The organism is Streptosporangium sp. NPDC003464 (genome assembly GCF_053588315.1).
In genome coordinates, this window is record NZ_JBSFPS010000003.1 from 70243 (window position 1) to 94526 (window position 24284).

At 70.4% G+C, this 24284-nt stretch carries 24 protein-coding genes and 2 pseudogenes; 13 read left to right on the forward strand and 13 right to left on the reverse strand.

All coding sequences use genetic code 11. The features are described from left to right. Nucleotides 1-45 precede the first annotated feature (45 nt). Nucleotides 46-1020 carry an ArsR/SmtB family transcription factor gene (locus ACWDS7_RS01310; protein ID WP_451927588.1) on the reverse strand — a complete coding sequence of 325 codons (975 nt, stop codon included), beginning with the start codon at nt 1018-1020 and terminating at the stop codon, nt 46-48. A 98-nt stretch (nt 1021-1118) separates the two neighbouring features. On the opposite strand from ACWDS7_RS01310, the gene ACWDS7_RS01315 reads away from it, so the two are divergent. Both ACWDS7_RS01315 and ACWDS7_RS01320 read left to right on the forward strand, forming a co-directional pair. Beyond that, entirely contained in the window at nt 1119-1397 is a 279-nt protein-coding gene (locus ACWDS7_RS01315; protein ID WP_451927589.1) for an SDR family oxidoreductase, read from the forward strand. Nucleotides 1398-1560: 163 nt separating this feature from the next. Beyond that, entirely contained in the window at nt 1561-2310 is a 750-nt protein-coding gene (locus ACWDS7_RS01320) for a class I SAM-dependent DNA methyltransferase (RefSeq protein ID WP_451927590.1), read from the forward strand. A 144-nt stretch (nt 2311-2454) separates the two neighbouring features. Here the strand turns inward: ACWDS7_RS01320 and ACWDS7_RS01325 are convergent, their stop codons facing one another. Next, nucleotides 2455-5277 carry an ATP-binding protein gene (locus ACWDS7_RS01325; RefSeq protein WP_451927591.1) on the reverse strand — a complete coding sequence of 941 codons (2823 nt, stop codon included), beginning with the start codon at nt 5275-5277 and terminating at the stop codon, nt 2455-2457. A gap of 171 nt (nt 5278-5448) precedes the next feature. Between ACWDS7_RS01325 and ACWDS7_RS01330 the strand changes: the two genes are divergently transcribed. Both ACWDS7_RS01330 and ACWDS7_RS01335 read left to right on the forward strand, forming a co-directional pair. Continuing rightward, complete coding sequence (locus ACWDS7_RS01330) at nt 5449-5805, forward strand: VOC family protein (protein ID WP_451927592.1); 357 nt, start codon at nt 5449-5451, stop codon at nt 5803-5805. Between the two features lie 81 nt (nt 5806-5886). Further along, complete coding sequence (locus ACWDS7_RS01335; protein ID WP_451927593.1) at nt 5887-6498, forward strand: glyoxalase; 612 nt, start codon at nt 5887-5889, stop codon at nt 6496-6498. A 238-nt stretch (nt 6499-6736) separates the two neighbouring features. Here the strand turns inward: ACWDS7_RS01335 and ACWDS7_RS01340 are convergent, their stop codons facing one another. Together ACWDS7_RS01340 and ACWDS7_RS01345 are read right to left on the reverse strand one after the other, a co-directional pair. Further along, a complete protein-coding gene (locus ACWDS7_RS01340; RefSeq protein WP_451927594.1) occupies nt 6737-7396 on the reverse strand; it encodes a class I SAM-dependent methyltransferase in 660 nt (219 codons plus the stop codon). A 208-nt stretch (nt 7397-7604) separates the two neighbouring features. Further along, nucleotides 7605-7937 carry a MarR family winged helix-turn-helix transcriptional regulator gene (locus ACWDS7_RS01345; RefSeq protein WP_451927618.1) on the reverse strand — a complete coding sequence of 111 codons (333 nt, stop codon included), beginning with the start codon at nt 7935-7937 and terminating at the stop codon, nt 7605-7607. Here ACWDS7_RS01345 and ACWDS7_RS01350 point away from each other — a divergent pair. The 3 genes and pseudogenes from ACWDS7_RS01350 to ACWDS7_RS01360 form a co-directional block, all read left to right on the forward strand. Continuing rightward, a pseudogene (locus ACWDS7_RS01350) lies at nt 7872-8174 on the forward strand (FAD-binding protein); the annotation flags it as partial. The gene ACWDS7_RS01345 and the pseudogene ACWDS7_RS01350 overlap by 66 nt on opposite strands. 754 nt (nt 8175-8928) lie before the next feature. Next, entirely contained in the window at nt 8929-9105 is a 177-nt protein-coding gene (locus ACWDS7_RS01355) for a BBE domain-containing protein (protein WP_451927595.1), read from the forward strand. A gap of 100 nt (nt 9106-9205) precedes the next feature. Next, complete coding sequence (locus ACWDS7_RS01360; protein ID WP_451927596.1) at nt 9206-10111, forward strand: LysR substrate-binding domain-containing protein; 906 nt, start codon at nt 9206-9208, stop codon at nt 10109-10111. 133 nt (nt 10112-10244) lie between these two features. Here the strand turns inward: ACWDS7_RS01360 and ACWDS7_RS01365 are convergent, their stop codons facing one another. Further along, complete coding sequence (locus tag ACWDS7_RS01365) at nt 10245-10679, reverse strand: hypothetical protein (RefSeq protein WP_451927597.1); 435 nt, start codon at nt 10677-10679, stop codon at nt 10245-10247. A gap of 200 nt (nt 10680-10879) precedes the next feature. On the opposite strand from ACWDS7_RS01365, the gene ACWDS7_RS01370 reads away from it, so the two are divergent. Both ACWDS7_RS01370 and ACWDS7_RS01375 read left to right on the forward strand, forming a co-directional pair. Then, a complete protein-coding gene (locus ACWDS7_RS01370) occupies nt 10880-12292 on the forward strand; it encodes an FAD-dependent monooxygenase (protein ID WP_451927598.1) in 1413 nt (470 codons plus the stop codon). A gap of 296 nt (nt 12293-12588) precedes the next feature. Then, on the forward strand, nt 12589-13536 hold the full coding sequence (locus ACWDS7_RS01375) for an AraC-like ligand-binding domain-containing protein (RefSeq protein ID WP_451927599.1): 948 nt from the start codon (nt 12589-12591) through the stop codon (nt 13534-13536). A gap of 59 nt (nt 13537-13595) precedes the next feature. On the opposite strand, the pseudogene ACWDS7_RS01380 reads toward ACWDS7_RS01375, so the two are convergent. Beyond that, nucleotides 13596-13958, reverse strand: a pseudogene (locus ACWDS7_RS01380) (TetR/AcrR family transcriptional regulator); the annotation flags it as partial. A 2-nt stretch (nt 13959-13960) separates the two neighbouring features. Between ACWDS7_RS01380 and ACWDS7_RS01385 the strand changes: the two are divergent. Beyond that, nucleotides 13961-14755: a hypothetical protein gene (locus tag ACWDS7_RS01385; RefSeq protein ID WP_451927600.1), complete on the forward strand. Its 795-nt coding sequence runs from the start codon at nt 13961-13963 to the stop codon at nt 14753-14755. On the opposite strand, the gene ACWDS7_RS01390 is transcribed toward ACWDS7_RS01385, so the two are convergent. Continuing rightward, nucleotides 14686-15597 (reverse strand): TIGR03620 family F420-dependent LLM class oxidoreductase, encoded by a 912-nt coding sequence (locus ACWDS7_RS01390; protein ID WP_451927601.1) that lies wholly within the window; start codon nt 15595-15597, stop codon nt 14686-14688. The genes ACWDS7_RS01385 and ACWDS7_RS01390 overlap by 70 nt on opposite strands. A gap of 81 nt (nt 15598-15678) precedes the next feature. Here ACWDS7_RS01390 and ACWDS7_RS01395 point away from each other — a divergent pair, with 81 nt between their 5' ends. Both ACWDS7_RS01395 and ACWDS7_RS01400 read left to right on the forward strand, forming a co-directional pair. Next, a complete protein-coding gene (locus ACWDS7_RS01395) occupies nt 15679-16263 on the forward strand; it encodes a TetR/AcrR family transcriptional regulator (protein WP_451927602.1) in 585 nt (194 codons plus the stop codon). A 403-nt stretch (nt 16264-16666) separates the two neighbouring features. Then, nucleotides 16667-17431, forward strand: coding sequence for an NAD(P)-binding domain-containing protein (locus ACWDS7_RS01400; protein WP_451927603.1), 765 nt, complete (start codon nt 16667-16669; stop codon nt 17429-17431). A 525-nt stretch (nt 17432-17956) separates the two neighbouring features. On the opposite strand, the gene ACWDS7_RS01405 is transcribed toward ACWDS7_RS01400, so the two are convergent. Then, entirely contained in the window at nt 17957-19315 is a 1359-nt protein-coding gene (locus ACWDS7_RS01405) for an FAD-binding oxidoreductase (protein ID WP_451927604.1), read from the reverse strand. Between the two features lie 303 nt (nt 19316-19618). After that, entirely contained in the window at nt 19619-20104 is a 486-nt protein-coding gene (locus ACWDS7_RS01410; protein WP_306873101.1) for a carboxymuconolactone decarboxylase family protein, read from the reverse strand. Between the two features lie 275 nt (nt 20105-20379). Here ACWDS7_RS01410 and ACWDS7_RS01415 point away from each other — a divergent pair, with 275 nt between their 5' ends. After that, nucleotides 20380-21246: an RNA polymerase sigma-70 factor gene (locus ACWDS7_RS01415; protein WP_451927605.1), complete on the forward strand. Its 867-nt coding sequence runs from the start codon at nt 20380-20382 to the stop codon at nt 21244-21246. A gap of 142 nt (nt 21247-21388) precedes the next feature. Here ACWDS7_RS01415 and ACWDS7_RS01420 read toward each other — a convergent pair whose 3' ends face one another. The 4 genes from ACWDS7_RS01420 to ACWDS7_RS01435 form a co-directional block, all read right to left on the reverse strand. Continuing rightward, entirely contained in the window at nt 21389-21928 is a 540-nt protein-coding gene (locus ACWDS7_RS01420) for a GNAT family N-acetyltransferase (protein WP_451927617.1), read from the reverse strand. Between the two features lie 698 nt (nt 21929-22626). Then, nucleotides 22627-23169, reverse strand: coding sequence for an SMI1/KNR4 family protein (locus ACWDS7_RS01425; RefSeq protein ID WP_451927606.1), 543 nt, complete (start codon nt 23167-23169; stop codon nt 22627-22629). 86 nt (nt 23170-23255) lie between these two features. Beyond that, complete coding sequence (locus tag ACWDS7_RS01430) at nt 23256-23891, reverse strand: transcriptional regulator (RefSeq protein ID WP_451927607.1); 636 nt, start codon at nt 23889-23891, stop codon at nt 23256-23258. Then, entirely contained in the window at nt 23888-24283 is a 396-nt protein-coding gene (locus tag ACWDS7_RS01435) for a DNA-binding protein (protein WP_451927608.1), read from the reverse strand. Before ACWDS7_RS01435 ends, ACWDS7_RS01430 begins: the two co-directional genes overlap by 4 nt. Nucleotide 24284 lies beyond the last annotated feature (1 nt).

The window sequence follows — 24284 nt, forward strand, 5'->3', positions numbered from 1 at the left end:
GATCACGACCAATGGACGGGCCCCCGCCGGCCGACCTCGACGCCCTCACCCACCTCCTGGAGCCGGTCTGGACGGGGCTGCGAGTTGATTGCCGAGGTGGCTTCGGCGGTACAGGACGTGCCGTCCGTCGCGGGTCCGGGTGACCAGGCCGGCGGCGTACAGCACGCGTAGGTGCTGGGAGACGGCGCTGGGGGTCACCTTCAGTCGGCGGGCGAGTTCCACCGTCGGCAGTGGCTCGCCGAGGAGGTCGAACAGCGCGGCTCGGGGCGCGCCGAGCAGCGCCACCAAGGCGGTGGCGTCCGGGGTCGGCGCCGGAGCCCACAAGGTGGCCACCCCGCGGCTGGGATAGGTCAGGCGCGGCGGCTCCTCGGCGTGGACCGGTGGGGCGGGTTTGTGAGCGAACACCGACGGCATGAGCAGCAGTCCCCGCCCGGACACCGCCACGTGGTGGCAGCCGATCATCTGCTCGATGAACAGCACCCCGTCGTGCCAGCGCAGGTTCGGGTGCATGTCGGCGAACAGCAGGCGCGCGCCGCCCACGGCCAGCCGGCGCGCCCGGTAGGTCATGTCGGCCTCCAGTACCAGCCGAATCTGCGGCCACAGCGGCTCGATCGTCAGCTGCCAGTGGCGTTGCAGCGCGTCGCAGGCCGCGTCGCGGAACCTGATGGCCGCGTCGTCGTCGGGGACGGGCTCGGGGACGAGGGCGGCCCGCAGATCCCTGCGGACAACCCCGGGAGGTGTGCGCCGTGCGATCGACAGCTGTTCCTCGAACGTGGGGGCGAAGGTCGCGGGCGGTGGTGTCAGGAAGTCGGGCAGGGCCCGTCTCCGCCCGACGAGGGATGTCAGCAGGCGGGTGTCGTGAGGATCGAGGCGGGCGAGCGCGGACCTGCGCCACGGCAGGTGCAGCGCGTACAGGCCGGGCTCGCGCAGCACGCGCAGGCTGAGCGCCGTCTCGTCCAAGGGTGCCAGGGCGAAGCGGGTGTCCGCGAGGTCCTCGACGCCGAGCTCGAAGCTGATCATTAAGCTGTACGCTACATCGTTTGGCCGCCGGGCTTGAATGGCGTGAACTTCACGACGTGACACATACGGCTTCTCCCTCTGCCAAGAGGACAGCGATCGTGACCGGGGCGGCCCGCGGCATCGGCGCCGCGGTGGCCAAGCGGCTGGCGCGGGACGGCCTGGCGGTGGCGGTCATCGATCTGGACGAGGCGGACTGCGCCGGAACCGTCGAGGCGATCAGGAGCGAGGGCGGGACGGCTCTGGCGCTGGCAGCCGATGTCGCCGACGACGGCCTGGTCGGCGATGCCGTCGCGCACACCGCTTCCTACCTGGTCAGCCCGGAGGCGGGGTTCGTCTCGGGACAGGTCGTCTACGTCGCCGGCGGACCGGTGGACTGAACCGCGCGCGGCGACGTCCCCGCTGCTCACGGTCCCGATGATGCCCACTGGTTCCGTGAGGCCCGTGCCGTGGTCGGCGCCGGCGTTCTCCACCGATGCCGCGTCATGCAGTCGGGCACAACGAGCGTCATGCAGTCGGGCACAACGGACGGAAGGAGAAGACATGGAGGGCTTCGCCCCCCGGACAAGCTTCGGGTACGAGGTGTCCAAGCGTTACGACGCCGAGGACACCCGAGGTGATGAGGAGCAGACGGTCGCGTTCCTCGCCAGGCTCGCGGGCGGCCGTGACGCGCTGGAATTCGCGGTGGGCACCGGCCGCGTCGCTCTACCGCTGAGGAGAACCGGCGTGCGGGTGGACGGCATCGAGCTGTCTCCGGACATGGTGGACCGGATGCGCGAGAAGCCGGACGGCGACAAGATCGAAGTCACCATGGGTGACATGTCCCGCGTCACCACCGGGCGCACCTACGGGCTGGTCTATCTGGTGTACAACACGATCGGCAATCTCCTCAGCCAGGACGACCAGGTCCGCTGCTTCGAGAACGCCGCTCGGCACCTGACCGACGAGGGGGTGTTCGTCGTCGAATGCCGGATACCGACCGCCCCTGCACGCCCCGGCCGCCAGTACGTCGACGCCGAGCACATCGGGGTGGACCATGTCGGCCTGGACGTCTGCCGCTACGATCCCGTGACGCAGATTCTCGACGAGAATCACGTCCGCATCAGCACCGAGGGCATCGTCTTCGGCCCCATCAGGCTCCGCCTGGCCCATCCGCCCGAGTTCGACCTCATGGCCCGTATCGCGGGCCTTCGCCTGCGCGAACGGTGGGGAGGCTGGGAGCGCGAGCCGTACACGGCCGCCAGCCGGCGCCACATCAGCGTCTACGGACGGCTGGCGGACACAGCTTGCTGACTGTTCTCCCAGGAACCTCCGATCCCGGGAGAAGATCACCAACGCACTGCATCGGACGGATGCTCGCCGGGATCTACCACCCGGCCGGGCCCGGCCGGGTGCCGTCCGGCGATGGAGAACCGGCCGCGGCCGCGGCCGCTGCCGCTACCCCCCGGACCGGTTCAGCAGCCAGGCGGGGAGCGGGCCCGGCGGGGCGAGGCCGAGGCCGGCGAACGCGGCCGCGCCCCGCTCGGCATGGTCGCCGCCGGCGAGCACCATGGTCCGCGCCGACTGGTACCGGCAACCGGCGGCGTCAAAGGCACCGGCTGTGGCGAGCAGCCGCTCCCGGTCGTCGTGGAACAGCGCTTCAGCCCGTTCCACGATGGCAGCGGCGACGGGGTTCCCGGACACGATGGTCCGGGCCTCGGCCAGACGGGCGCCGGCGTCAGGGCTGCCGGCGAGCACGGTGGCCTCGGCGCGCAGCGCCACATACCAGTGAAGCCAGATCCACGTGAGCCATTTCCACACATCGCCGGGCTCAGGCGCCATCCGTTCCAGCGCCTGCCCTGCCTGGCCACGGTGGAGCAGCTGTATCGCGTCGAAGACCGGCCCGTAAGCGTAGGTATGTTCCGGCATGGCGCCGAGCTGATTCAGGACCGTGTTCCATTCGCGCTGGGCGTCGTGGTCGTCGCGCAGGCCGTGGATCATCGCCACACCGGCCACCGCCGGACCGAGGTACGACCTGGTGGGGCTGCCGACCCGCTTCCACGCCTCGCGGAACCGGACGCTGAAAGTGAGCACTTCGTCGGTGTTGCCCGCCAACGTCTCGGCCACCAGCAGCAGGCTCGTGGCACGATGGCCGACTTCTGCCAGCAACGGATGGTCCGCGAGTTGCCGTGCCCACCGGCGGGCGCCCGGCAGGTCTCCCGCGCCGAGGGCGGCCTCCGTCGCCGTCCCGAGCGCGTCGATCAGCTCGTGGGTGCCGGCCGGATCGCCCGGCGTGGAGGAGAGCAGTACGATCCGACGCCGCGCGGTGGCCGCGACGGCGAACGTGTCGCCGGCCCAACTCTGGGCGCCGGTGAGCGCGTCGAGCGCGGCGGATTCGGCGAGCAGGTCGCCCGTGCGGTGAGCGAGTCCGACCGCCCGTTCGGCGAGCGCGACCGTCTTCGGTACGTCGTTGTCGGGCGGGCCCTGGGCGGCGCCGAACGTGTCGGCGAGCACGGCGGCCTCGGCCAGCGCCACCGCGGCCTGGGCGGCGGGGTCGTCGCCGGCCAGCGCCCCCGCCTCGGTGACGAGCGCGATCACCTCCTGCTGCGGCGGGATCCGCTCGAACTTGCCCGAGAACCGGTATGCGTTGGTGGCGGCGGTCGCCAGGTCGCAGGCGGCGCCGGCGGTGTCCTCGGACCGGCGGGCGGCGTCCGCGGCAGCGCGGTGGAAGCGGTACATGTCATCGCCTCGCATCCGGCATCCGGCCACGGCCGCGGCACGCCGGAGCATCGACGCGGTGGCGGCCGGGTCGTCGGCGAGGGCGGCGGCCTGCTCGTAGCGTTGCTGGGACTCGCCGATGAGGTTACGGGTGAAGGCCAGCTCCGCCAGGTGCTCGGCGAGGCGGTACGCATCCGCGCGCCGCTCCGGCTGGTCTGCCGCCCATGCGAGGGCGGCGCGAAGCTCGTCGGCCACCTGGTCGAACCGGGCCCGCCAATCCTGTCGTGCCACCGCCAGGTCGGCGGCGACGGCCAGGCACCAGCGAAGGTGCCCGGCTCGGGCGTCGGCCAGCTCACCTGCCTCGGTGAGCCGCTCGGTCCCGTACTGGCGGATGGTCTCCAGCGCCCGGTATCCGGTCCCGCCTGGGGACGCCCGCACCACCAGCAGGCTCTGTTCGGCGAGCCGGGCCAGGCCGTCGGCGGTGATCCATTCCTCGGCCCCGGTGACCGCCGCCGCCGCCGAGGCGGTGAACGGCGCCGCGAACACCGACACCCGGCGCAGGAGCGCCCGGTCGTCCGGCTCCAGCAGGGCGTGGCTCCAGTCCAGCGCCGCCCTCACCGAGCGGTGGCGGTCATCGGCACGGGAGCCGCCGGTGAGCATCCGGAGCGGGTGGGACAGGGCGGCGGTGAGGCCGTCCAGCCCGAGCGTGGGATACCGGGCGGCGGCCAGTTCGATCGCCAGCGGCATCCCGTCCAGCCGCTCGCAGATCGAGGTGACCTGGTCGCGCAGTGGAGGATCCAGCGGCCAGCCGACCGCCGCCGCCCGCTCCATGAACAACGCGACCGCGTCCGACTCGCCATCGTCGGGCAGCGACAGCGGTGGGACCGGATACACCCGTTCGAACGGCACCATCAACCGGGCCCGGCTGGTCGCCAGCACCGTCACTCGAGGGCACATCGCGAGCAGCCGCTCGACGAACGGCACCACCCCGTCCCGCACCTGCTCGCAGTTGTCCAGCACCAGCAAGGCATGGCGGTCGGCCAGCGCGGCGACCACGGACTCGGTCATGCCGCGGCCGGGCTGCTCGCCGATGCCGAGCGCGCCGGCGACCGAGGCCGCGACCGCGGCCGGGTCGGTGACCGGGACCAGATCGACGAACCACACCCCGTCGGAGTACTCGCCGGCCGCTTCCGCGGCCACCGCCAACGCGAGCCGGGTCTTGCCCACGCCCCCAGGGCCGACCGCGGTCACCTGCCGATACTTCTTGAACAGGTCGGTCAGCTCGCCCCGCTCCAGCGCTCGGCCGACGAACGAGGTCAGCGGGGCCGGCAGAACCTGCGCCAGGTGAGACCCGCCGGCTCGGGCCGGCTCGGCCGCGCGCTGGGCGAGCGCCCGCCGATCCGGCACCTCCAGCTTGCGCAGCAGCGAGGAGACGTGACTCTCCACGGTGCGCACCGAGATGCACAGCCGTGCCGCGATCTCGGCGTTGCTGAGATGGGCCCCGACCAGTTCCAGCACCTCGGCTTCCCGAGGCGAGATCTCCACTCCTGTCACCACTGTCACAGTTTGCCGCACTCCCTCCACTCCCCCTCCGCAGTGGCCACCATGCGAGATCCGTGCCGTCGATCCGTGGTCGGTTCCGTGGTCACCACGGATGTGGGCCGGCCAGGCCGGGAGGAAAGCTGTGCGTACGCAAACAACGGGTCGATGTGACCCACGACCGCAGGAGTGACCATGACCAGCTCTGCCACCCGGGGAATCAAGACCGTGCTGCACCCGGTGTCCGACCTGGCCAAAGCCAAGGCGGTGTACGCGGCCCTGCTCGGTATCCCGCCGCAGACCGACTCGTCCTACTACGTCGGCTTCGAGGCCGAGGGCCAGCACATCGGACTGGTGCCGGGCGGTGGGCCGCAGGGCATGATCTCGCCGGTGGCCTACTGGCACGTGCCGGACATCGAGGCGAAGCTGGCCGAGATGATCGCCGCGGGGGCCACCGTGAAGGAGGCCGCGCACGAGGTCGGTGGCGGCCGCCTGGTGGCCACCGTCATCGACCCCGACGGCAACGTCCTCGGGCTGCTGCAGAGCCGGTGAGCGCCGACCCGCCCCCGCCGTGTCCCGCGGCGTAACGGCCGCCGGCAAGACGACCGACCCACCTCACTAAGGACCCCTGCCATGACCTCCTTCGGACCCGTCACCCTGGAAGTTCCCGACCCCGCGGCCGCGGACGCCTTCTACGAAGCCTTCGGTCTGACCCCGTACCTGAACGTACGCGCCTCGGATGCGCCAACGACCGGCTTCCGTGGGTTCGCCCTGTCCCTCGTGGTGTCCCAGCCGGGCAACGTCGACGCCTTCATCGGCGCCGCCCTCGACGCCGGCGCCACGACGCTGAAGCCGGCCACGAAGGGGTTCTGGGGCTACGGCGGCGTCGTACGCACCCCGGACGGGACGATCTGCAAGATCGCGACCTCCAACAAGAAGGACACCGGTCCTGCCGCCCGGCACATCGACCAGATCGCGCTCCTGCTGGGAGTGGCGGACGTCAAGGCGAGCAAGCGGTTCTACGTCGACCGCGGCCTGGCCGTGGCGAAGAGCTTCGGCGGCAAGTACGTCGAGTTCGACACCCCGTCGTCGGCCGTCACGCTGGCGCTCTACCCGCGCCGCGCCCTCGCCAAGGACGCCGGCGTCTCCCAGGAGGGGACCGGGTCGCACCGGATCGTGATCGGCAGCGACGCCGGGCCCTTCACCGACCCCGACGGATTCGTGTGGGAGGCCGCATCCGTCTGAGGCAGGCGGCCGGCTCGCGCACGTTCCGGCCTCCGCGCGCGGCAGCGGCCCTTTCTCCCCGTTCATCGTCAATCGACCGGAAGTCGCTGGAACGGGAGGGCGGGAGCCCTGCCGCACTGGACGCCCTCATCACCGGCCACCAGGCGGAGCCGGAACTGTCCTCCTGGCCGGAAACAAGATCAAGCCCGGTCTGGGGCTCATGACAAGGTTCTCGCCGGTCCCCTTGAAAGGCGGACCGCTACGCGAACGCGACGACGGCGTATCTCTCGTCCTGAATGGTCCGCCCCCACAGGGTGGGGTCAGGCAGCGGCTCGACGTGGGCGGTCTCGACCAGCGGCCGCAGCGCCGCCAGGAGACGCTCCGCCTCGACCCCGCCCATCCACGGCATCGACTCCGACCCCGCCGCATAGGACTGGGCTTCACCCGGTTCGGCCGTCGCCCAGCGCCCCTCGATGAGGATCAGACGCCCGCCGGGACGCAGCAGGCCGATCCACCGGCGCAACGCCTCCTGCGGATCGGGCAGGGTCCACAGCAGGTGACGGGAGAGGATCACCTCGAAGGACGTCCCGGCCTGCGCGGGCGGGTTGCTCGCGTCGCCCACCATCATCGCGGCATCGAAGCCGGCCGCCGTGAGCTTGCGCCGGGCCTGCTCGATCATCAGCGGGGCCAGATCCACCCCGACCGGCCGGTGGCCCTGCTCGGCGAGCACCAAGGACAACGAGCCGGTGCCGCACCCCAGGTCCAGGACGTCGGCAGGCGAGGCGGGCATCCAGGAGCGCAGGCGTTCCGCCCAGGCGGCCTTGACGTCGGGGTCGCGAAGGCCGTGGTCGGCCTCCTCGTCGAAGGAGGGCGCGGAGGCGTCCCAGAAAGACGCGATCGAAGCACTGTTTTCGGACATCGGCGGATCATGCCACCCGCCACCGACAAAACCCGGCCGCCCCGCCCGGGGCGCTTTCACGCCCGCTCGCCGACGTCAGCACCCCGGCCGGGGGTGGAGGATGCCTGGAGTTTCCGCGGGCCCCGGCCCCCGCCGAGACCAGGTGACGGGCTGTCGGCGCTGCGCGGTGGATGAGGGGTTGGCGTGCTCCCGATCACCGAACGGCACGTCAGCTGTGCTTGTCGCCGTGATGATCGATGAGGCGGGTGAGCAGGTCGATCAGGTTCCGCCGGTCGGCCGCGGGCAGCGGGGCGAGGAACTCGTCCTGGGCGGTGGCGACCAGCCGGTCGAGGTGGGTGAGTTGCTCTCGGCCTGTCGCGGTGATGGTGATGATGTTGCGTCGGTGGTCTTCCGGGTCGGGTACGCGCTCGAGGAGTCGCCGTCGGACGAGGTCGTTGGCGATCGCCACCATGTCGCTGCGGTCGATGCCGGTGACGTGGCCGCCGCCGTCCGGTCCACGGCGGAGGCAGGACGCCCGGTTGCGGTGCAGTCGACCGGGCACGGCAAGTCGGTGCCAGCGGATGGAGCCGTGTTCATCGCCACCGGGGAGCTGCGCGAGCTGTCGGTGGACCCACGTGCCGGCACCGCAAGGATCGGAGCCGGGCTGCGGTTGGGTGAGGTGCTCACCGCGGCGGCCGAGCACGGCCTGGCGCCGCTGTGCGGCTCCTCCGGCGAGGTCGGGGTGATGGGCTACCTGACCGGTGGTGGGCTTCCGCTGGCCTGCCGCACGTACGGCTTCGCCGCCGACCACGTCGGCTCGCTCGACATCGTCACCGCCGATGGCCTGCTCCGCACCGTCTCACCCACCCGGGAACCTGACCTGTTCTGGGCGGTGCGGGGCGGCAAGGGCAACTTCGGTGTCGTGGTCGCGGCCGACATCGAGCTGCTGCCGCTGCGCACCGTCTACGGTGGTGAGCTCCACTACCCGGGCGAGGACCCCAGGCACGCCGCCCACGTGCTCGGCTCCTACCTGGCCTGGGTCAAGGAGCAGCCGGAGGAGATGTCGTCCTCTGTGTCGCTGCTGCGCCTGCCTGACGCGCCGCACCTGCCCGAGGAGTTCCGTGGCCGTTCGTTCGTGCAGGTCCGGGTGGTCTACACGGGTGACGAGGAGCGGGGCGCGCGGCTGGTGGAGCCGTTGCGTGCGCTCGGCCCGGAGAAGGACGCCTGCGGCGCCATGCCGTACACGCGGATCACCGAGATCTACACGGACCCCAAGAACCCGGTCATGGTGCACCTGCGCAGCGCGTTGTTGCACGGGCTGGATGACGAGGCCGTGGAGGAGCTGGTCTCGTTCATCGACCCGTCGACGCCCGAGGGGCCGTTCCCCGGCATCGAGCTACGTCACTTGGGCGGGGCGCTGAACCGGCCGCCCGGCCGCCCGCACGCGGTCAGCACCCAGGGCGCGGCCTTCCACCTGTGGATGCGGGCCGGCTCCGGCCGAGCAGGCCGCCGACGAGGTGCTGGGGCGGCTCCGGCGGTGGGACACCGGCGCGATGCTTCCGGGGTTCCTGTTCGACCACGACTCGGCTCCCGAGCGGGTCCGGCGGGCCTACACCGAGGCGGACTACCGGCGGCCGGCCGCCCTGAAGGCGGAGTACGACCCGGACCACCTTTTCCGCGTCAACCACAGCATCCCGCCGTTCGGCAGCGGTGAGCGCGCCCGATCCTGAACGGCGCAGGACTCTGTCCCGTGAGAACGGCCCCCGGACTGCACGGCACCGATTCGACAGGACAGGTGCAAAGTTCTGCAGGTGATTTAAGCTTTCCTACATGCTTGACGTGCGCCGGCTGCAGATCCTCCGCGCGGTGGTCACCAGCGGCTCGGTGACCGCCGCGGCCACCCATCTCGGCTACACCCCTTCCGCGATCAGCCAGCAGGTGGCCGTGCTGGAGAAGGAGGCGGGGACGGCACTGCTGGAGCGCGTCGGCCGGGGCGTGCAGCCCACGGCGGCCGGGCGGCTGCTCACCGAGCACGCGGCGGTCATCAGCAGGCAACTGGCCGAGGCCGAGACGGCGCTGGCCGACCTGCGCGCGGGGCGTACCGGACGGCTGACGATCCGCTACTTCGCCACCGCCGGCGCCACCCTGATGGCGCCGGCGCTCTCCTGGCTCCGCACGAGGCATCCGGGGGTGCGGATCGACCTGAAGATGACCGACCCGGACGACCCGCTCCCCGATGTGGCGCGGGGCCGGGCCGACCTGGCCATCGTGGTCGCTCCCCGCGACCACCGCCACGACGACGTCCGGCTCGTCCACCTGCTCGACGACCCCTACCGTGCCGTCCTGCCGAAGAACCACCGGCTGGCCGCCAAGCGGTTCCTCGATCTCACCGACCTGGCCGAGGAGCCATGGGTCCGCAGCGAGCGGCCCGGCCCCTGCCTCGACGCCGTTGTGGGCAGCTGTGCCGCGGCCGGCTTCAGCCCCGATTTCGTGGTGGAGAGCGAGGATTACCCCACCGCGCAGGGCTTCGTCGCCGCCGGCCTCGGGCTGAGCCTGGTCCCCGAGATGGGGCTGGGCAACCGCCACCCGGCCGTCGTCGTCCGCAAGATACGCAATCCCGATCCGGTCAGGACGATCCACGCGGCCGTACGGACGACCTCACTGGGCCAGCCCGCCCTCGACGGGCTGCTCACCGCCCTCCAGGAGGCGGCGGCCGGCCTGCGCAACGCCATCTGAGATCCGCTCCCATGCGCTGCCGCCGGCAACGGGACTCGCGCACCACCGACCAGGCCGGGTAGGTCCCGCCGACCACGCCCACGCACTTCCCCACACCCCTGTCCGACGATCTTCGAGGAGCCGTCCCCGGCTGTCACTTGATCTGCTCGTACCCGCCGCCGGAGTCGGCGGTCCTGGTGCCGCCGGAGAACTTCACCCAGGAGTTGGTCGGTGCGGCATGGTAGACGGGCACGGTATGCAGGGGCGTGATCTCCTCGTTCTTCACCACGCCCGCCCCCTTCACATCCACCGCGGACCAGACGAAGGTGCGCGCGCCCACATCCTTGGTCTTGAACGTCACCGCGCAGGCGTTCTGCTTGCCGGAGTTGTGGAGCAGGTAGGCGACACCCCCGGTGAACGAGGCCTGGCGCTCGACCGTGTAACCCGGGCCGCAGACCGTGGCGGGCGTTTCGACCGTCTGGCGGGAAGCCGTGGCGGTGGTGGCGGTGAGGACCACCGAGGTGCCGAGCGCGGCCGCAACAGCCGCGCCGATCATCATCCTGCTGAGACCCATGATCTTCATCTCCATGTGAAACGCCATACGCGACAGTTGTTCATGAGGTGACGCGCAGGCAATCTTGCGACGCCCGATGCCCCCTGTCGTTAGCGCGGAGCGCAGGATTGTTGGCGATGGGCGCAGGCCGTCCAGCGGGCCGGCGCGTACCCCGGCCGACGGCCGGGCCGTGCAGCTATCCTCGCGGTAACCGGCATGAGCTTTACCCTCCCGGCATGAACATCGATGTGATCATTGTCGGGGCCGGCCCCACCGGCCTCATGCTCGCCGCCGAGCTCGGCCTGGCAGGGGTGTCCGCGGTCGTGGTGGAGCGGTTGCCCGCGCGTAGCGGCCAGTCCAAAGCGCTCGGCCTGCAACCCCGCACGGCCGAGGTGTTCGAGGCGCGTGGCCTGCTGGGCCCGCTCATCGACCGGGCCGTCCAGCAGGTGCCCGGCGGGCACTTCGCCGGGCTCCGGCTGGACTTCAGCGCCTGGGACACTGCCCACCCATACATGATCGGCATCCCGCAGGCGCGCGTCGAGGAGCTCCTCGAGTCCCGGGTGGTGGAGCTGGGCGTCAAGGTGCTGCGCGGGCACGGACTGACCACGCTCACCCAGGACGACCACGGCGTCACCGCCACCGCCGGTCCGGCACGGCTGCACGGCCGCTACCTCGTCGGCTGCGACGGCGGACGGAGCACGGTGCGCGAACTGCTGGGAACCGGCTTCCCCGGGCTGGAGGGCCGGTTGAAGATGGCGGTCGCGGACCTCACCCTCACCGGGCCGGCCCCCACGTCGTGGAGCCTGCCGGTCATGACTCCCTCCGCCACCGGCAAGGGCTACCTGGCACCGCTCGGCGACGGCGTGCACCGCTTTCTCTTCTACGGCCCCGAGCAGCATGAACTGCCCAGGGACGCACCGATCACACCCGGTGAGGTGAGCAGGGCGCTGACCGGCGCATTTGGACCGGAGGTGAGGCTCGGCGAGATCCGCTGGGCCTCCCGCTTCACCGACGCCTCGCGGCAGGTCACGCACTACCGGCACGGCAGGGTGCTGCTCGCCGGAGATGCGGCGCACATCCACTCACCGATGGGCGGTCAGGGGCTCAACCTCGGCTTGCAGGACGCCTTCAACCTGGGCTGGAAGCTGGCCGCCGAACTCAGCGGCCAGGCCTCGGACGGGCTGCTGGACACCTACCACACCGAGCGGCATCCCGTGGCCGCGCGAGTGCTGGCCAACACCCGCGCCCAGGCCGTCCTGCTGGTGCCCGACGAGGAGAACATGGCCCTGCGCGCCATCGTCGAGGAACTGCTGACCGTGCCGGAAGCCAACAGGATGGTCGCCGGCATGATCTCCGGGCTGGACATCCGCTATGCCCTTCCGGGGGAGCCGCATCCCCTGCTCGGGCGGCATCTGCCGGGCCTCGACCTGCGCGACGGCCGGTCCGTGGTGCTCGCCGCCACGGACCGCCTGCGTGCGGCCGCCGCCCCGTGGTCGGCGCGGGTCGGCTACAAGGTGACCGCACGTGAGCTGGGCGCCGAGGCCGTACTGGTACGCCCTGACGGCTACATCGGCTGGACGGGATCAGAGGCCGCCTCCTTGACCGACGCCCTGTCCCGGTGGGCTGGATCACCGACAGGAAATCCCTGAGACCAAGGGCCAGGTTCTCCTGGATGCGCTGCCGAGTTCGTACGCCCGGCCGCCGGACCGCGGCACCGTCGCGAGAAGTGTGCGGGCATGCCGCGGGGCCGGTGGTCGAGGGTGCCGTCGGCCTTGCGGCCGGGACCGGGCTTGTGGACCCTTGGACGGTGCCTCAGAGCGTAGACGCAGTGTGCGATCACTCGTACGGGACCTCCTGGATCCACCGCACGGTCGGACCGGGCCCCGTGGTCTCCGTGTCCACCGACTCCGTGCCGAGGAAGACTCGCCTGGAATGGTGGGCGCACATGTCCGGGCATGAGATCGTGCCCACGTCGCTGTCCACCGAGCACGCTGACGACTTCCACGGCCGGGCGTACTCCGTCGACCTTGCGGGCGTGCGGGCGGCCGGGTTCGCGGTGTCGCCGATGACGGCCCGGCGCACACCGGCCCACATCAGGCGGCACGACCCCGACTGCTACCAGCTCTTCCTCGTCCACGGCAGTCCGGTACGGCTGGAGCAGCGGCGCAACGACTCCTACCTGGAGGCCGGGGACATCGCACTGTTCGACACCTCCCACCCCTTCGCCACCGACTTCCTCGACATCGGCCGGCTCACCCGGGTGACGTTCCTGTTCATGCCGCGGGACGCACTGCCGCTCCCCCGCGGCCAGGTGGAGCGGCTGCTGGCGCGCAAGCTCTCCGCGCGGACCGGTGCGGGGGCGATGCTGGCCCACTACCTGACCGGCCTGTGCGAGCATGCCGCCGGCTGCGATCCGGCTGAGCTGTCCCGGCTGGGCACGATCAGTCTCGACCTGGCCGCCGCGTTCCTCGCCGGCCGCCTCGACGCCGACCGCCGACTGCCGGTCGAGAGCCGTCATCGGGCACTGGCCGCGCGCATCGACGCCTTCATCGACCACCGTCTTGGCGACCCCGAACTGGGGCCGGCCGGCATCGCCGCGCACCACCACATCTCCGTACGGACCCTGCACGTGCTGTTTCAGCGGCAGCCGGAGACCGTGAGCGCCACGATCCGGCGGCGTCGGCTGGAACGCTGCCACGCGGACCTCGCCGACCCGCGACTGCGGGACCAGCCGATCGGCGAGATCGGCCTCCGGTGGGGGTTCAGGAGCGCCGCGGAGTTCAGCCGCGCCTACCGCGCCGCCTACGGCACGAGCCCGCGAGACCATCGCCGGCAGGCGCTCGCCGGAGGCGAGGACGGGGAAGGGCGTTCCACCCGGTCGCCGGGCGTATGAGCCGGCCATCGCCGGACTCCTCGACCGGCCCGCCGTAGGCGGTGACGGCTCCGGGAGCGGTCTGCGCCGACCGGCACGTTGCCCGCGCGTTGCTCGCGGCGGAGCCGGCCGGCGACGAACTGCCACACGGCGGCGAGGGTCTGTCCCCCGTCACTGATCATGGAGGGCACGAGCGGGTCTGGTTCCACGGCGATCAGACCACCGATCAGCGGGTTGCCCCGGATCGCGCGTAGCGAGCTCACAAAGCCCAGGACCACCCGGTCAGCGGCGGTGTCGGCCTGTTCTATGTCGATGAGGAACTGGTCGAAATACCGGCGGAACTCTCGGCGTACGACGTATTGGACCAGCGCGTCCTTCGTGACGAACCGCCGGTAGATCGTGATCCGCGAAACCTTCGCCCGCCGGGCCACGTCCTCCGCGGTGGGTGTGGGACGAGGAGGCCGACCCGCTGGTCGCCTCGGTGCTCGACCGGGGCGATGTGCCCAGGGTCAACGAGCTGTTACGGACCTGGACCAAGAACGGCCAGCCGTTGCCGGCCGGGCTGCCGGCAGACCTGCGGGACTTCATGGAGCGAGCCCGTCGACTGCCGCCATGGGCCGACCAGCGCAGACTGGCCACCGCGGTCGAGTTCAACAAGAAGCGGGGGCTCTACCTCGGCGTGCTGTACGGGCTGGCCAGCGGCATGATGAGCACGGTCATCCCCAAGGAGGCACGCGCGGTCTACTACTCCCAGGGCGGCGCGGACATGAAGGACCGCATCTCCAAAACCGCCAAACTCGGGTACGACATCGGGGCTCTCGATGCCTACCAGCCCGACGGCGGAATGATCGTGACCTGCGTCAAGACACGGCTGGTGCATGCGACAGCGATCGCCCGTCCTGATCAGGACCGTCCGAGCCGGATCCGCGGCCCGAAGCCGGAGGGAAGACGTCGGCCCTGGCTTGCTTCTCCACCGGCCGGGGCCTGGCCGCCGTGGCACCGGTCCGCCGCGTCGCCGCCGAAGGCCGCGGAATCACCGACGCCGACCTCGACGGCCTGCGCAACATCTACCGCTGCGGCGCCTACTTCCGTATCCGCGAAGCCGTCAGAGCAGGTGCCGAGCATCAGACCGGCAAGGATCGTCCGCTCCAGCGTCCGGCCCGCCGCGCCTCACACCGTTACGGACTGCCCGAGGGCGCTGAGGGTCCGCCACTGCGGGCCCGGGAGGGCGAAAGGCTGAGCGGGCAGCGCCTGAAGGCAGACGTGGTCAGCTCCGGCGGCCAGGTGGGCGGCGATCCGATCGGCCACTTGATCTTCCCCCGTGGCGACCATGGCGTCGATGAGCCTGTCGCTGCCGCCGCCGTCGAAGTCGGCGTCCGTGAAGCCGAGCCGCTGCCAGCTGGCCCGATAGGTCGGCAGGCCCAGATAGCCAGCGACATGGGCGCGGGCCCGGCTGCGGGCGTCATCTTGACTGGCACCGACGACCACGGCCTGCTCGACGACCAGCGTACGGTCGGGTCCGAGCGCCGCGCGGGCCTGGACGGTGTGCTCTGGAGGGACGAGGTAGGTGATCGCCCCGTCGGCCCGATCCCGGGCGAGATCCATCGCCCGTGGTCCGAGAGCCGCCAGCAGGCGGGGCAGCCGGTCGGCATCGGGGAGGCCGAGCATCGACCGCAGGCCGTCCGGCGCGTCGAGATCGTCGAGGTAGGCGCGCAGCGTGGCGATCGGCCGCCGGAAGTCCAGCCCGAGCACCTCCTCGACGACCCGCGGGTTGGACGTGCCCAGCCCGAACACGAACCGGTCGGGGTGGGTGTCGAGCACCGCCCGCGCCGAATTGCGCATCCAGTGCGCGTGGCGACCGTAGATCACCGCGATGCCGGTGCCGATCACCATCGACCGGGTCGCCGCCAGCAGCCGGGTGGCGTCGACGAACGGGTCGTGGACGAGCCCTTCGCTGAGCCAGAAGGCGCCGAGCCCCAGCTCCTCCAACTCGGCGACGAGATCGGCGCTCTCGCCCGGTGAGCTCAGGTCCAGGCCTGTGGCCCAGAGTCCGACGGCAGGCAAACGTACTGGCAGTGACATGGTGGCCGTCCTTGCGACTAGAATCCGGAATGGCGCTCCGAATATACGGAATGCCGTTCCATTTATGCAAGGAGTTCAGCGATGGATGACGTCGGCGCTCTGCCGCCCGGCGGCGTGCGGGCGGACGCACGGCGCAGCCGGGCACGCCTGCTGGCAGCCGCGCGCACCGCGTTCACCACCGGCGGGGTCGACGTGTCGTTCAACGAGATCGCCCGCAGCGCGGGAGTCGGCCCGGCCACCCTTTACCGGCACTTCCCACGTCGTGAAGACCTGATCGCCGCCGTGGTCGGCGACAGCCTCGCGGAAGTAACCGGGCTGGCCGGCGACCTGGCCGCCGAGCCCGACCCGGTCGCCGCGCTGCGGCAGTGGATCAGCGCGCTGGTGTCGCACATCCGCCGGATCCGGGGCCTGTCCGAGGAGATCGCACGGGCCGCCGCCGAGCCCGACAGCGCGTTGGGACGGCACTGCACCGCCGCCGCCGCGGCGGCCGACACACTGGTGACCAGGGTGACGCAGGCGGGGCGCCTGCGCACGCCCGTCACCCGCGACACCCTCATCACGCTGGCCACCGCGATTGCCTGGGCCGGCGACCAGGGCGCCTACGGACGGCCGGACATCGACACCGAGAGCCTCATCGATGTGCTGCTGCACGGCATCGTCAACTGAGGAGCCCCTGTCCGGCACGCGTCTGCCGGGCATGGGCGACGGCCCGGAGGACACCGTACGGAACACCGGACCAGCGCAGAGCCGACCACCGGTCCGTGCTCGGCCCAAGCCTCGGCTGACCGGGCTGCTCACCGGGGACACCTCCGGCGGACTCCGCATGTGACGGGCGGGACTCCGCATGTAACGGGCGGGGCTCCGCATGTGACGGACTGGCGGCGACCGGCCCGGCGACACCGACCGGAGCCGCGGCTCCGCCCCGGAGCACGCGGAGGGTTGCGGAGGGTTATGGGGCGGGGCCGAGGGCACCGCGGCGCTCTCGACACGGACTCGACTGATACAGACTCAACGTCACAGACCCGGACCGAAACGGATCACGACCACCACGCACCACGGAGGAAGACATATGAAGCGCATCGGCATCATCGGGGTAGGCGAGATCGGCCGAGCCATCGTGGTGGGCCTGTGCAACGGAGCCGACGAGTCCCCCGAGGTGTTCCTCTCCCCCCGGGGGGCCGGCACGGTCGCGGAGCTGTCCGAGCGCTACGAGAACGTACAGGTGTGCGCCGACAACCAGGAGGTGGTGGACCGCTCCGATCTGGTGATCATCGCCGTACGCCGCCAGGACCGGCACGGAGCGCTCGCCGGCCTGAGTGTGGACGACGGCAAGATCGTGATCAACGTGATGGCCGGCGTCGGCAACGACGACCTGCGACAGACACTCGCCACCGACGCCCCCCTGGTACGGGCCATCCCTCTGCCCGCCGTACGCGAGCGCCGCTCCGTCACGGTGACGTGCCCGTCGCACCCGGCGGTGAACGCCTTCTTCGAGCACCTGGGCGGGGTGCTCCCGGTCGAAGACGAGGCCGCCTTCAACGTCTTCTCCGCACTGACGGGGACGCTGACCACCCACTACTCGTACCTCGCCACGCTCACGTCGTGGGCCACCGGCCACGGCATCGACGCCGGTGACGCGGACCGCTACGTGCGCGACCTCTTCCAGGCCGTCGGCCGCGCCCTTGGCGACGGAACCCGCTCCCTGCACCAGCTCGCAGCCGATCATGAGACCCCGAACGGGAGCAACGAGCGGATCCGCACCACGTGGTTCGGCCCGGCCAACTCCGAAGCCCTCAACAAGGCCCTCGATGACCTCCTCGCCGATCTGAAGTAGCCCCGGGGAAGGGCTCGCGCCCGAAGCCGCCCCGTGAGCCGGCCGCGAACCCACGGATGCCCGCCCCCGGAATCAGGGCAACCCACCCTCGGGTTCAGGCTGAACAACCTTCGATCTCCACGGAATCGCGGGCCTCACCGGCCTTGGGGCCGGCAGGAACGGTGGTGAGCTGTAGTGCCGGCTCCGCTTCTCGTCACTCGCGGACAAGCGATTCCCAGGGAAGATCACCGGCACGCCTCACGGGACGGCCGACAGCCACGAATCCCTCTCACAACTCGTTCTCGCTCCACGTCCTTGACCGAGATTGTTCTGAGAAATGCTTGTGAGAGGGTTCGGGGCATGGTCGGCGTCCCCAGCCCCGCGAAAGCGCCGAAGCCGCCGCGCCGAAGGCGACTCTGCCGCCCGTCGCCGCACTCGCCGACGCCCGGCTCGCACCAAGACTGTGCTCAGCGCTCCAATGGCTGTGCCGATGCCCCTCCATCCCCGTCCTCGTTATCCGAACTGGCCGGGGCGCCTCAGACGGCCTCACCGGTCCGCAAGGCTTGGCCGCGGCCGGATGTTGTGGTTGCGGGCGAACAGATTGCCGGGGTCGTACTGACGCTTGACCGCCGCGAGCCGCTCGTAGGTGTGCGTTGGGTAGATCGCGGCGACATCCTCCTCGGCGGCCGAAGTGAGGAAGTTGGCGTAGGCGCCGTTGACGTGCGGTGCGAGTCTCGCCCAGATCGCCTCCAGAGCAGGACGCGCGGCCTCGACGAGCGGCTGCGGACCCGCGACGGTGGTCACGAACATCAACTCCGCCTGGCGATGCGCGTAGGCGGTGGCATCGTCGGGGACTCGGGACACCGCACCGCCGACGCTGCGAACGGCGATGAACGGCGGCCTCTCTGCTGCCCCGGCCTCAGTGAGGATCCGAAGGACCTCGGGCACCGATGCCATGTCGACGAACGCGCTCCGGGTGACCAGTCGGATGCCCGGTGGCGGGGTGGCGCCGTCCACGAGCGTGTCCGCATAGGGTTTCAACGCGACATCGTCGTCAATCACCGTGCCGAGCCGCCGGATCGGGTCGATGGCCTGCGCCGCGAGCTCCGGGTCATCGCCGTCGAAGGCGACGCGGATCTCGACCGGCGCCTCGGGCCCGCCCGCGAAGGGATTGGCGAACTCCGCGACGGAGGTGAGCTCTTCGGGGGCGGTGCGGAGGTGGTCCGCCCACCCCTGGAGCACGGCGGCCGCCTCCGACGCCGGGAAGACGATCCTGCCGTAGAAGACGTCCGTCGTCGGATGTGCCGCGAACTCGAAGGCGGTCACGATCCCGAAGTTGCCTCCGCCGCCGCGAATCGCCCAGAACAGCTCGGGGTTCTCCTCCGCGCTGGCCTGCACGACCTCTCCGCCGGCCGTGACCACCTCCACGGTGACCACGTTGTCCAGCGCGAGGCCGTACTTCCTGACCTTCCAGCCGATGCCCCCGGTCAACGTCAGCCCACCGACCCCGACGCTCTTGGTGTCGCCCGAGGAGATCGCCAGGCCGTGCGGGGCCAGGGCGGTCGCGACCTGGCCCCAGGTGGCGCCGCCGCCGATCCGTACGAGGTGACGTTCCTTGTCGATGACCTCGACGTTCGCGAGCTCGCTGAGGTCGATCACGACGCCGTCGTCGGTGGTGCCGAAGCCTGCAAAGCTGTGGCCGCCACCTCGCACGGCCGGCGAAAGCCCTGCGTCGGCGGCGAATCTGACAGCCGCTCGGACGTCCCCGACGCTCCTGGGCCGCAGAACACAGGCCGGACTACCCGAGGCCAATACCGAGCGACTGGCCGCTGTGTACTCCGCTGCGCCCGGTTCGATGATGTCGCCGCCGAAGTCACGGCGGAGGGTTTCAAGCGCTGAGCTCATGATGTTCCTTCCGAACATAAGAATCTTCGTTCTCCGAACTGGCCGAGCCGGTGGTCGCCGCCCGGCGGTCGGGCGGCGACGTCAAGGGTTTGGCCGGCGTTGGTGAGGGCGATGAGCGACACCGGCGCAGGCGAGCCGCTCCCCGTCGTGGTGCCTTGCGGCAGTCGCCCGCGCGTCGCTCCGGATGGCGGGTCGGTGGGGTGCGTGGGTCTGGCTCGGGTGGGTTGGCTTCCGGGCCGGGCCGGGTTGGCTTCCGGGCCGGACCGGGTCGGTCCGGCCCGACCGGGTGGGGGGGTTTGTTGGTTAGTTCGTCATGCTGGTGAACTGGCCGGGTTGGTAGGAGCCGCCGGGGTTGCGGACGATTACGTTGAGACGGTTGTTTGCGTTGATCATGGCGATCAGGGAGACCAGGGCGGCGATCTGGTCGTCGTTGTAGTGCTTGCGTATCTGGGCCCAGGTCTCGTCGTGGACGCCGTGGTGGGTGTCGGCGAGTCGGGTGCCTTCCTCGGTCAGTGCCAGGGCGGCCCGTTCGGCTTCGGTGAACACGGTGCTCTCGCGCCAGGCGGCGACCAGGTGGAGCCGGAGCGCGCTCTCGCCGGCGGCCGTGGCGTCCTTGGTGTGGCAGTCGACGCAGAAACCGCAGCCGTTGATCTGGCTGGCGCGCAGCATTACCAGGTCCTGGGTGGTCTGGGGCAGCGGTGAGTTCTGGATGGCCAGGGCGACGTTGTAGATCCTCTTGGCGATCTTGGCGCCGAGTTCGTTGGCCATCAGGTCGAAACGGGGTTCCATGAGGTGGTCCTCACTTGCGGGGTTGCCTGCCGCGCCGGTCGTCGGCGTGGCGTGCTGACGGACATCAGATGCCGGTGATCCGGTCTTTGTGACACCCGCGGCGGTGTGAGGTGTGTCACCGGTCGTGGGTGTCACACGGCGGGTGGGAGCGGCGTCTTGTGCGTGTGACACAGTGGAGAGCCGATAGGCGGGAGCCGGCGATGAACGGGCGCAGCGAGAGACCGACGGACACAGCCGGGCCACTCACCCGCGCCGACCCCGCTACGGGCTCCGTGGTGGATGCGGCCACTGAGGCGTTCGTCGGTCACCGCAATCTGTTGTTCACCGTCGCCTACGAGATGCTGGGCTCGGCGGCTGACGCCGAGGACGTTCTGCAGGAGACCTGGCTGCGGTGGGCGGGCGTCGACCTGAGCGCCGTGCGGGACCAGCGCGCCTACCTGGTCCGGATCACTACCCGGCAGGCGTTGAGCCGGCTGCGTACCCTTGGCCGGCGCAAGGAGTCCTACGTCGGTCCCTGGCTGCCCGAGCCGCTGCTCACCACGCCCGACGTGGCCGAGGACATCGAACTGGCCGACAGCGTCTCGATGGCGATGCTGCTGGTGCTGGAGACGCTCACGCCGACCGAGCGGGCGGTGTTCGTGCTGCACGAGGTGTTCGACCTGGCCTACGACGAGATCGCCGAAGCCGTCGACAAGAGTCCGGCCGCGGTCCGCCAGATCGCCCACCGGGCACGGGCGCACGTCGCCGCGCGCCGGCCACGGGGGACCGTTTCCCCGGCCCAGACCCGCGACGCGCTCGAGGCGTTCCAACAAGCGATCGAGACGGGCGACCTGCAACGCCTGCTCGACATGCTCGCCCCGGACATCGTCTTGCTGACCGACGGCGGCGGACTGAAACAGGCCGCGCTGGCGCCCGTCGTGGGGGCCGGCCAGGTGGCCCACGTGCTGGGCAGGATCGCCCCCACCGCGTCGCTGCAGCCGGTACAGGTCAACGGCCACCCGGCACTGATCGTCCGGCTCGACGGCGACATCGACACCGTCATAACGGTGCGTATCGACGACGGCCTCATCACCGGGCTCTACGCCCTGCGCAATCCCGAGAAGCTGTCGTATATGGAACGGGAGATCACGGTGAGCCGCTGAGTCCAGGGCTCTGCCAGCCCATCGACACTTCAGGACACTCCAACAGACCGACCACCCACCACCACCCCGCCAACGACATGGCCCGCACCAACCTGCCGGCCAGGTGCACCCGGGAGATGCTTCATAAGCGGCGCCGTATGGCTCATACCTCTGGAAGGGAGGGATCTGGTTTCCAGGGGTTTGGTGCGGTGATGGACCAGCGTTCATGGTCGCGCCAGGCCCCGTTGATGTAGAGGTAGGCGGGCGACAGCCCTTCGTAACGGAAGCCCAGGCGCTGGGCCAGGGCCAGGGACGCTCTGTTCGCCGGCTGAATGTTGGCCTCCAGCCGGTGGAGTCGCAGGTCGGTGAAGGCGTACTGCAGGGTGACGGTGAGCCCGTCGGTCATGTAACCCCGCCCTGCGGACGGGGCGAAGGCCGCATAGCCGAGGGACGCGCCCTGGTAGCGGCCCCGGATGATCGAGTTGATGTTGACCATCCCGGCGGCTGCGCCGGTCTCCCGGACACGGATCAGAAGACCCAGGTTGGCGCCGTCGTCGAAGCGGCGCATCCAGACCTGGAACTCCTCCGCGGTCGCGGGCAGCTGCATCCATGGCAGGTGCAGCTCCGTGCTGGCCTGCACGAGCGAGCAGAACTCGTCCTGGTCGGAGAGGGTGAGCGGGCGCAGTTCGACCCGTGATGGCATTTCGGACACGGACCAACGTTAGGCCCTGTCATGAGCAGTGGACCGCCCGAGTGATCCATCCGAGGTGATCTTGGTGTGGGTCGTGCTGATTTGACCGCCGCACAGCGGACGGTCCTGGAGCCGTTGCCGCCGGTGAGGGAGAAGTCGGATCGGCCGCTGAAGCTGTCGGCCAGTTCGATGTCCTCGGCCACGTCGGGCGTGGTGAGCAGTGGCTCGGGCAGCGGATCCATGCGACCGAGTACGGCCGGCTGGAGGCGTCCTTTTTTTCAGAGCCGTAGGCGAGAAGCCGATAATGGCCACAGAATGCCTTGAGTGCATTTTCAGGCAGCCAGTCATGCGCTTTTCGAACTCCCTGGACAGGGTAGTCAATCTTGCCTTTTGCGCCTCCTTCTCAGGTGCAGGAGAAGGGATATCCGCCGCACCGCAGCTCTGGGCAGCCGTATTTTACGTAGACATCCGAGGTGTAGCGCTTGACCCTGTAATGAAACTCCTCGCGGATCGGCTTTCCGGGCTGATCCTGATCACCGGATCTAGGGGTCCACGCGAATGGCCATACAGATGTCCTGACAGTTCAAACCGTTGATCACTTGCTGACCTGACGACGTCAGCACGCTGTCATTCGGCGGGGTTGCGGACGGCCGTGGATCGCCTGGCCCGACACGCACGGCATCTGCGTGCGCCCGCCGCGCGGACTTCACTCACCGGCACATCGCGTCGATGAACTCCGAGAAGCCCGGGAACTCCTCTCGCGCCCCCGCCACGATCTCCGCCGCGGAACGGCGCCTTCCCGGCGCGTACCGCTCCGCGATCGCCTGGAACGCCTCGTTCGGCTGCGTCTCACGACCTGGGTCGGCGAATGCCTCTGCCGGCCCCGAACCATCCGCAAACAACCGGAGCAGATCACCGAGATCGCGAGCTATCACGCCGCGTTCACCCTCGGAACCGAGGTAGACGACGGGCTGCTCGGTGATTGACATGCCAGGCCGAACCAGCCAGAAACCCACATAGTCACCTGCCCCGGTGGCGCCGAAAAAGCGGAATTCGCTGCCATCGACCTCTTCGTTACCGGTCCACAGGCGGAACCACCACGCTGTCTTCTCCGGCGCCTCGAACCGTTCGTACAGCTCGAAATCACAACCGCGGGCCTCGTCGGTTTCTTCGTCCCACTCCCACTCAAAGCCGACCTTGGCCACCTCGGCCAAGGCGATGGGTAGGGTCAGATGTTCAGGTGCCTCCGTCATCCTGAGAGGCTAAACCACTCCACATCCGGTAGCGATCTGAGTGCGTTGCCGCCATGGGGGATCATCGCGGTCAGCGGAGCGTGGGGTCAGGGTTCCGCGTGCCGGTCGAGGCCGAGCGTGGCGATGAGGTCTTCGTGGAGCTCGAACCAGACACGATGGCAGGAGTCGACGTCGGTGCGGTCGACCCAGGCGCCCTCCCCGGCTCGGGCGCGCGCCAGGGCCGTGGTGAATCGTGTGTCGTATCCGCGGAACCGTGCGAGAACGTCCCCGAGCCGGTCCGCGAGTGGCGGGAGTGCGCGGTCGATACCGGCGAGCTCGTAGAGGACTCTGGCGTCCCAGGCGGGATCGGAATGGTCGTTGACGGCGAGCCGGTCGCCGGCGGTGGGCCGGAGTTGCCAGTCGGTGCAGGCTCGTAGCAGGAGGGTGTTCAGCGGGAGGAACTCGCGGTAGACGTCACGGACCTCGTCGGCACCGCCGACGCGTGCGAGCTCGGCCGCGAGCCGGCGCTCGTTCTCGGCTCGGCCCAGCTCGGTCAACGACCAGCCTCCGGTGCCGGCGAAGGCGGTGTGCTCGACCCAACCCCACGCCTCGGCGTCGCGCAGCGCCTCTTCCGTCTCGGCCGCGTCGAGCCCGTACCGATGAGCGATCACCGGGGTGTCCGCGAAGCCGGTGATGCGCACGGAGTGCAGGACCAGGAGGCCGGGCGAGGAGTCCCGCGTCACGAGTCGGCGTCCTGTCGTGCTGCCAGGCGGGTGTAGTGCTGCTGGCACGCCTGCGGGGAGTTGAACCCCATCGCGTGCGCCATCTGTGCCCAGGTCAGTCCTGCGCTCCGGGCCATGAACAGCAGGGCGGTTTCGAGCCCTTCGACCTCGGCGCGCGCGGCGGGCAGGAGGGCGAGCGCGCTCAGGATGTCCTCCGGGTCCAGGTCGGCACAGCGCCAGACGGCGAACTGCGCGAGGTCGACCGCCGACGGCGGGACGGGCGGGGGTCGCCACGGACGGGCGTCGAGCGCATCTGCGCCCAGGCCCAGAAGACGCTCACGCGCGTCCTGCTCACGACGGGCCTGGACGTGGTCAGCGTGCATGGTGTGAGCGATGTCCTGCTTGCGTTGCATG

Excerpts from the sequence above, each read along its gene's own strand:
- ACWDS7_RS01310 (WP_451927588.1), bottom strand. The coding sequence starts at position 1,020 with ATGATCAGCTTCGAGCTCGGCGTCGAGGACCTCGCGGACACCCGCTTC.
- ACWDS7_RS01320 (WP_451927590.1), top strand. The coding sequence starts at position 1,561 with ATGGAGGGCTTCGCCCCCCGGACAAGCTTCGGGTACGAGGTGTCCAAG.
- ACWDS7_RS01330 (WP_451927592.1), top strand. The coding sequence starts at position 5,449 with ATGACCAGCTCTGCCACCCGGGGAATCAAGACCGTGCTGCACCCGGTG.
- ACWDS7_RS01335 (WP_451927593.1), top strand. The coding sequence starts at position 5,887 with ATGACCTCCTTCGGACCCGTCACCCTGGAAGTTCCCGACCCCGCGGCC.
- ACWDS7_RS01340 (WP_451927594.1), bottom strand. The coding sequence starts at position 7,396 with ATGTCCGAAAACAGTGCTTCGATCGCGTCTTTCTGGGACGCCTCCGCG.
- ACWDS7_RS01355 (WP_451927595.1), top strand. The coding sequence starts at position 8,929 with ATGCTTCCGGGGTTCCTGTTCGACCACGACTCGGCTCCCGAGCGGGTC.
- ACWDS7_RS01360 (WP_451927596.1), top strand. The coding sequence starts at position 9,206 with ATGCTTGACGTGCGCCGGCTGCAGATCCTCCGCGCGGTGGTCACCAGC.
- ACWDS7_RS01365 (WP_451927597.1), bottom strand. The coding sequence starts at position 10,679 with ATGGAGATGAAGATCATGGGTCTCAGCAGGATGATGATCGGCGCGGCT.
- ACWDS7_RS01370 (WP_451927598.1), top strand. The coding sequence starts at position 10,880 with ATGAACATCGATGTGATCATTGTCGGGGCCGGCCCCACCGGCCTCATG.
- ACWDS7_RS01375 (WP_451927599.1), top strand. The coding sequence starts at position 12,589 with ATGTCCGGGCATGAGATCGTGCCCACGTCGCTGTCCACCGAGCACGCT.
- ACWDS7_RS01390 (WP_451927601.1), bottom strand. The coding sequence starts at position 15,597 with ATGTCACTGCCAGTACGTTTGCCTGCCGTCGGACTCTGGGCCACAGGC.
- ACWDS7_RS01395 (WP_451927602.1), top strand. The coding sequence starts at position 15,679 with ATGGATGACGTCGGCGCTCTGCCGCCCGGCGGCGTGCGGGCGGACGCA.
- ACWDS7_RS01400 (WP_451927603.1), top strand. The coding sequence starts at position 16,667 with ATGAAGCGCATCGGCATCATCGGGGTAGGCGAGATCGGCCGAGCCATC.
- ACWDS7_RS01405 (WP_451927604.1), bottom strand. The coding sequence starts at position 19,315 with ATGAGCTCAGCGCTTGAAACCCTCCGCCGTGACTTCGGCGGCGACATC.
- ACWDS7_RS01410 (WP_306873101.1), bottom strand. The coding sequence starts at position 20,104 with ATGGAACCCCGTTTCGACCTGATGGCCAACGAACTCGGCGCCAAGATC.
- ACWDS7_RS01420 (WP_451927617.1), bottom strand. The coding sequence starts at position 21,928 with ATGCCATCACGGGTCGAACTGCGCCCGCTCACCCTCTCCGACCAGGAC.
- ACWDS7_RS01425 (WP_451927606.1), bottom strand. The coding sequence starts at position 23,169 with ATGACGGAGGCACCTGAACATCTGACCCTACCCATCGCCTTGGCCGAG.
- ACWDS7_RS01435 (WP_451927608.1), bottom strand. The coding sequence starts at position 24,283 with ATGCAACGCAAGCAGGACATCGCTCACACCATGCACGCTGACCACGTC.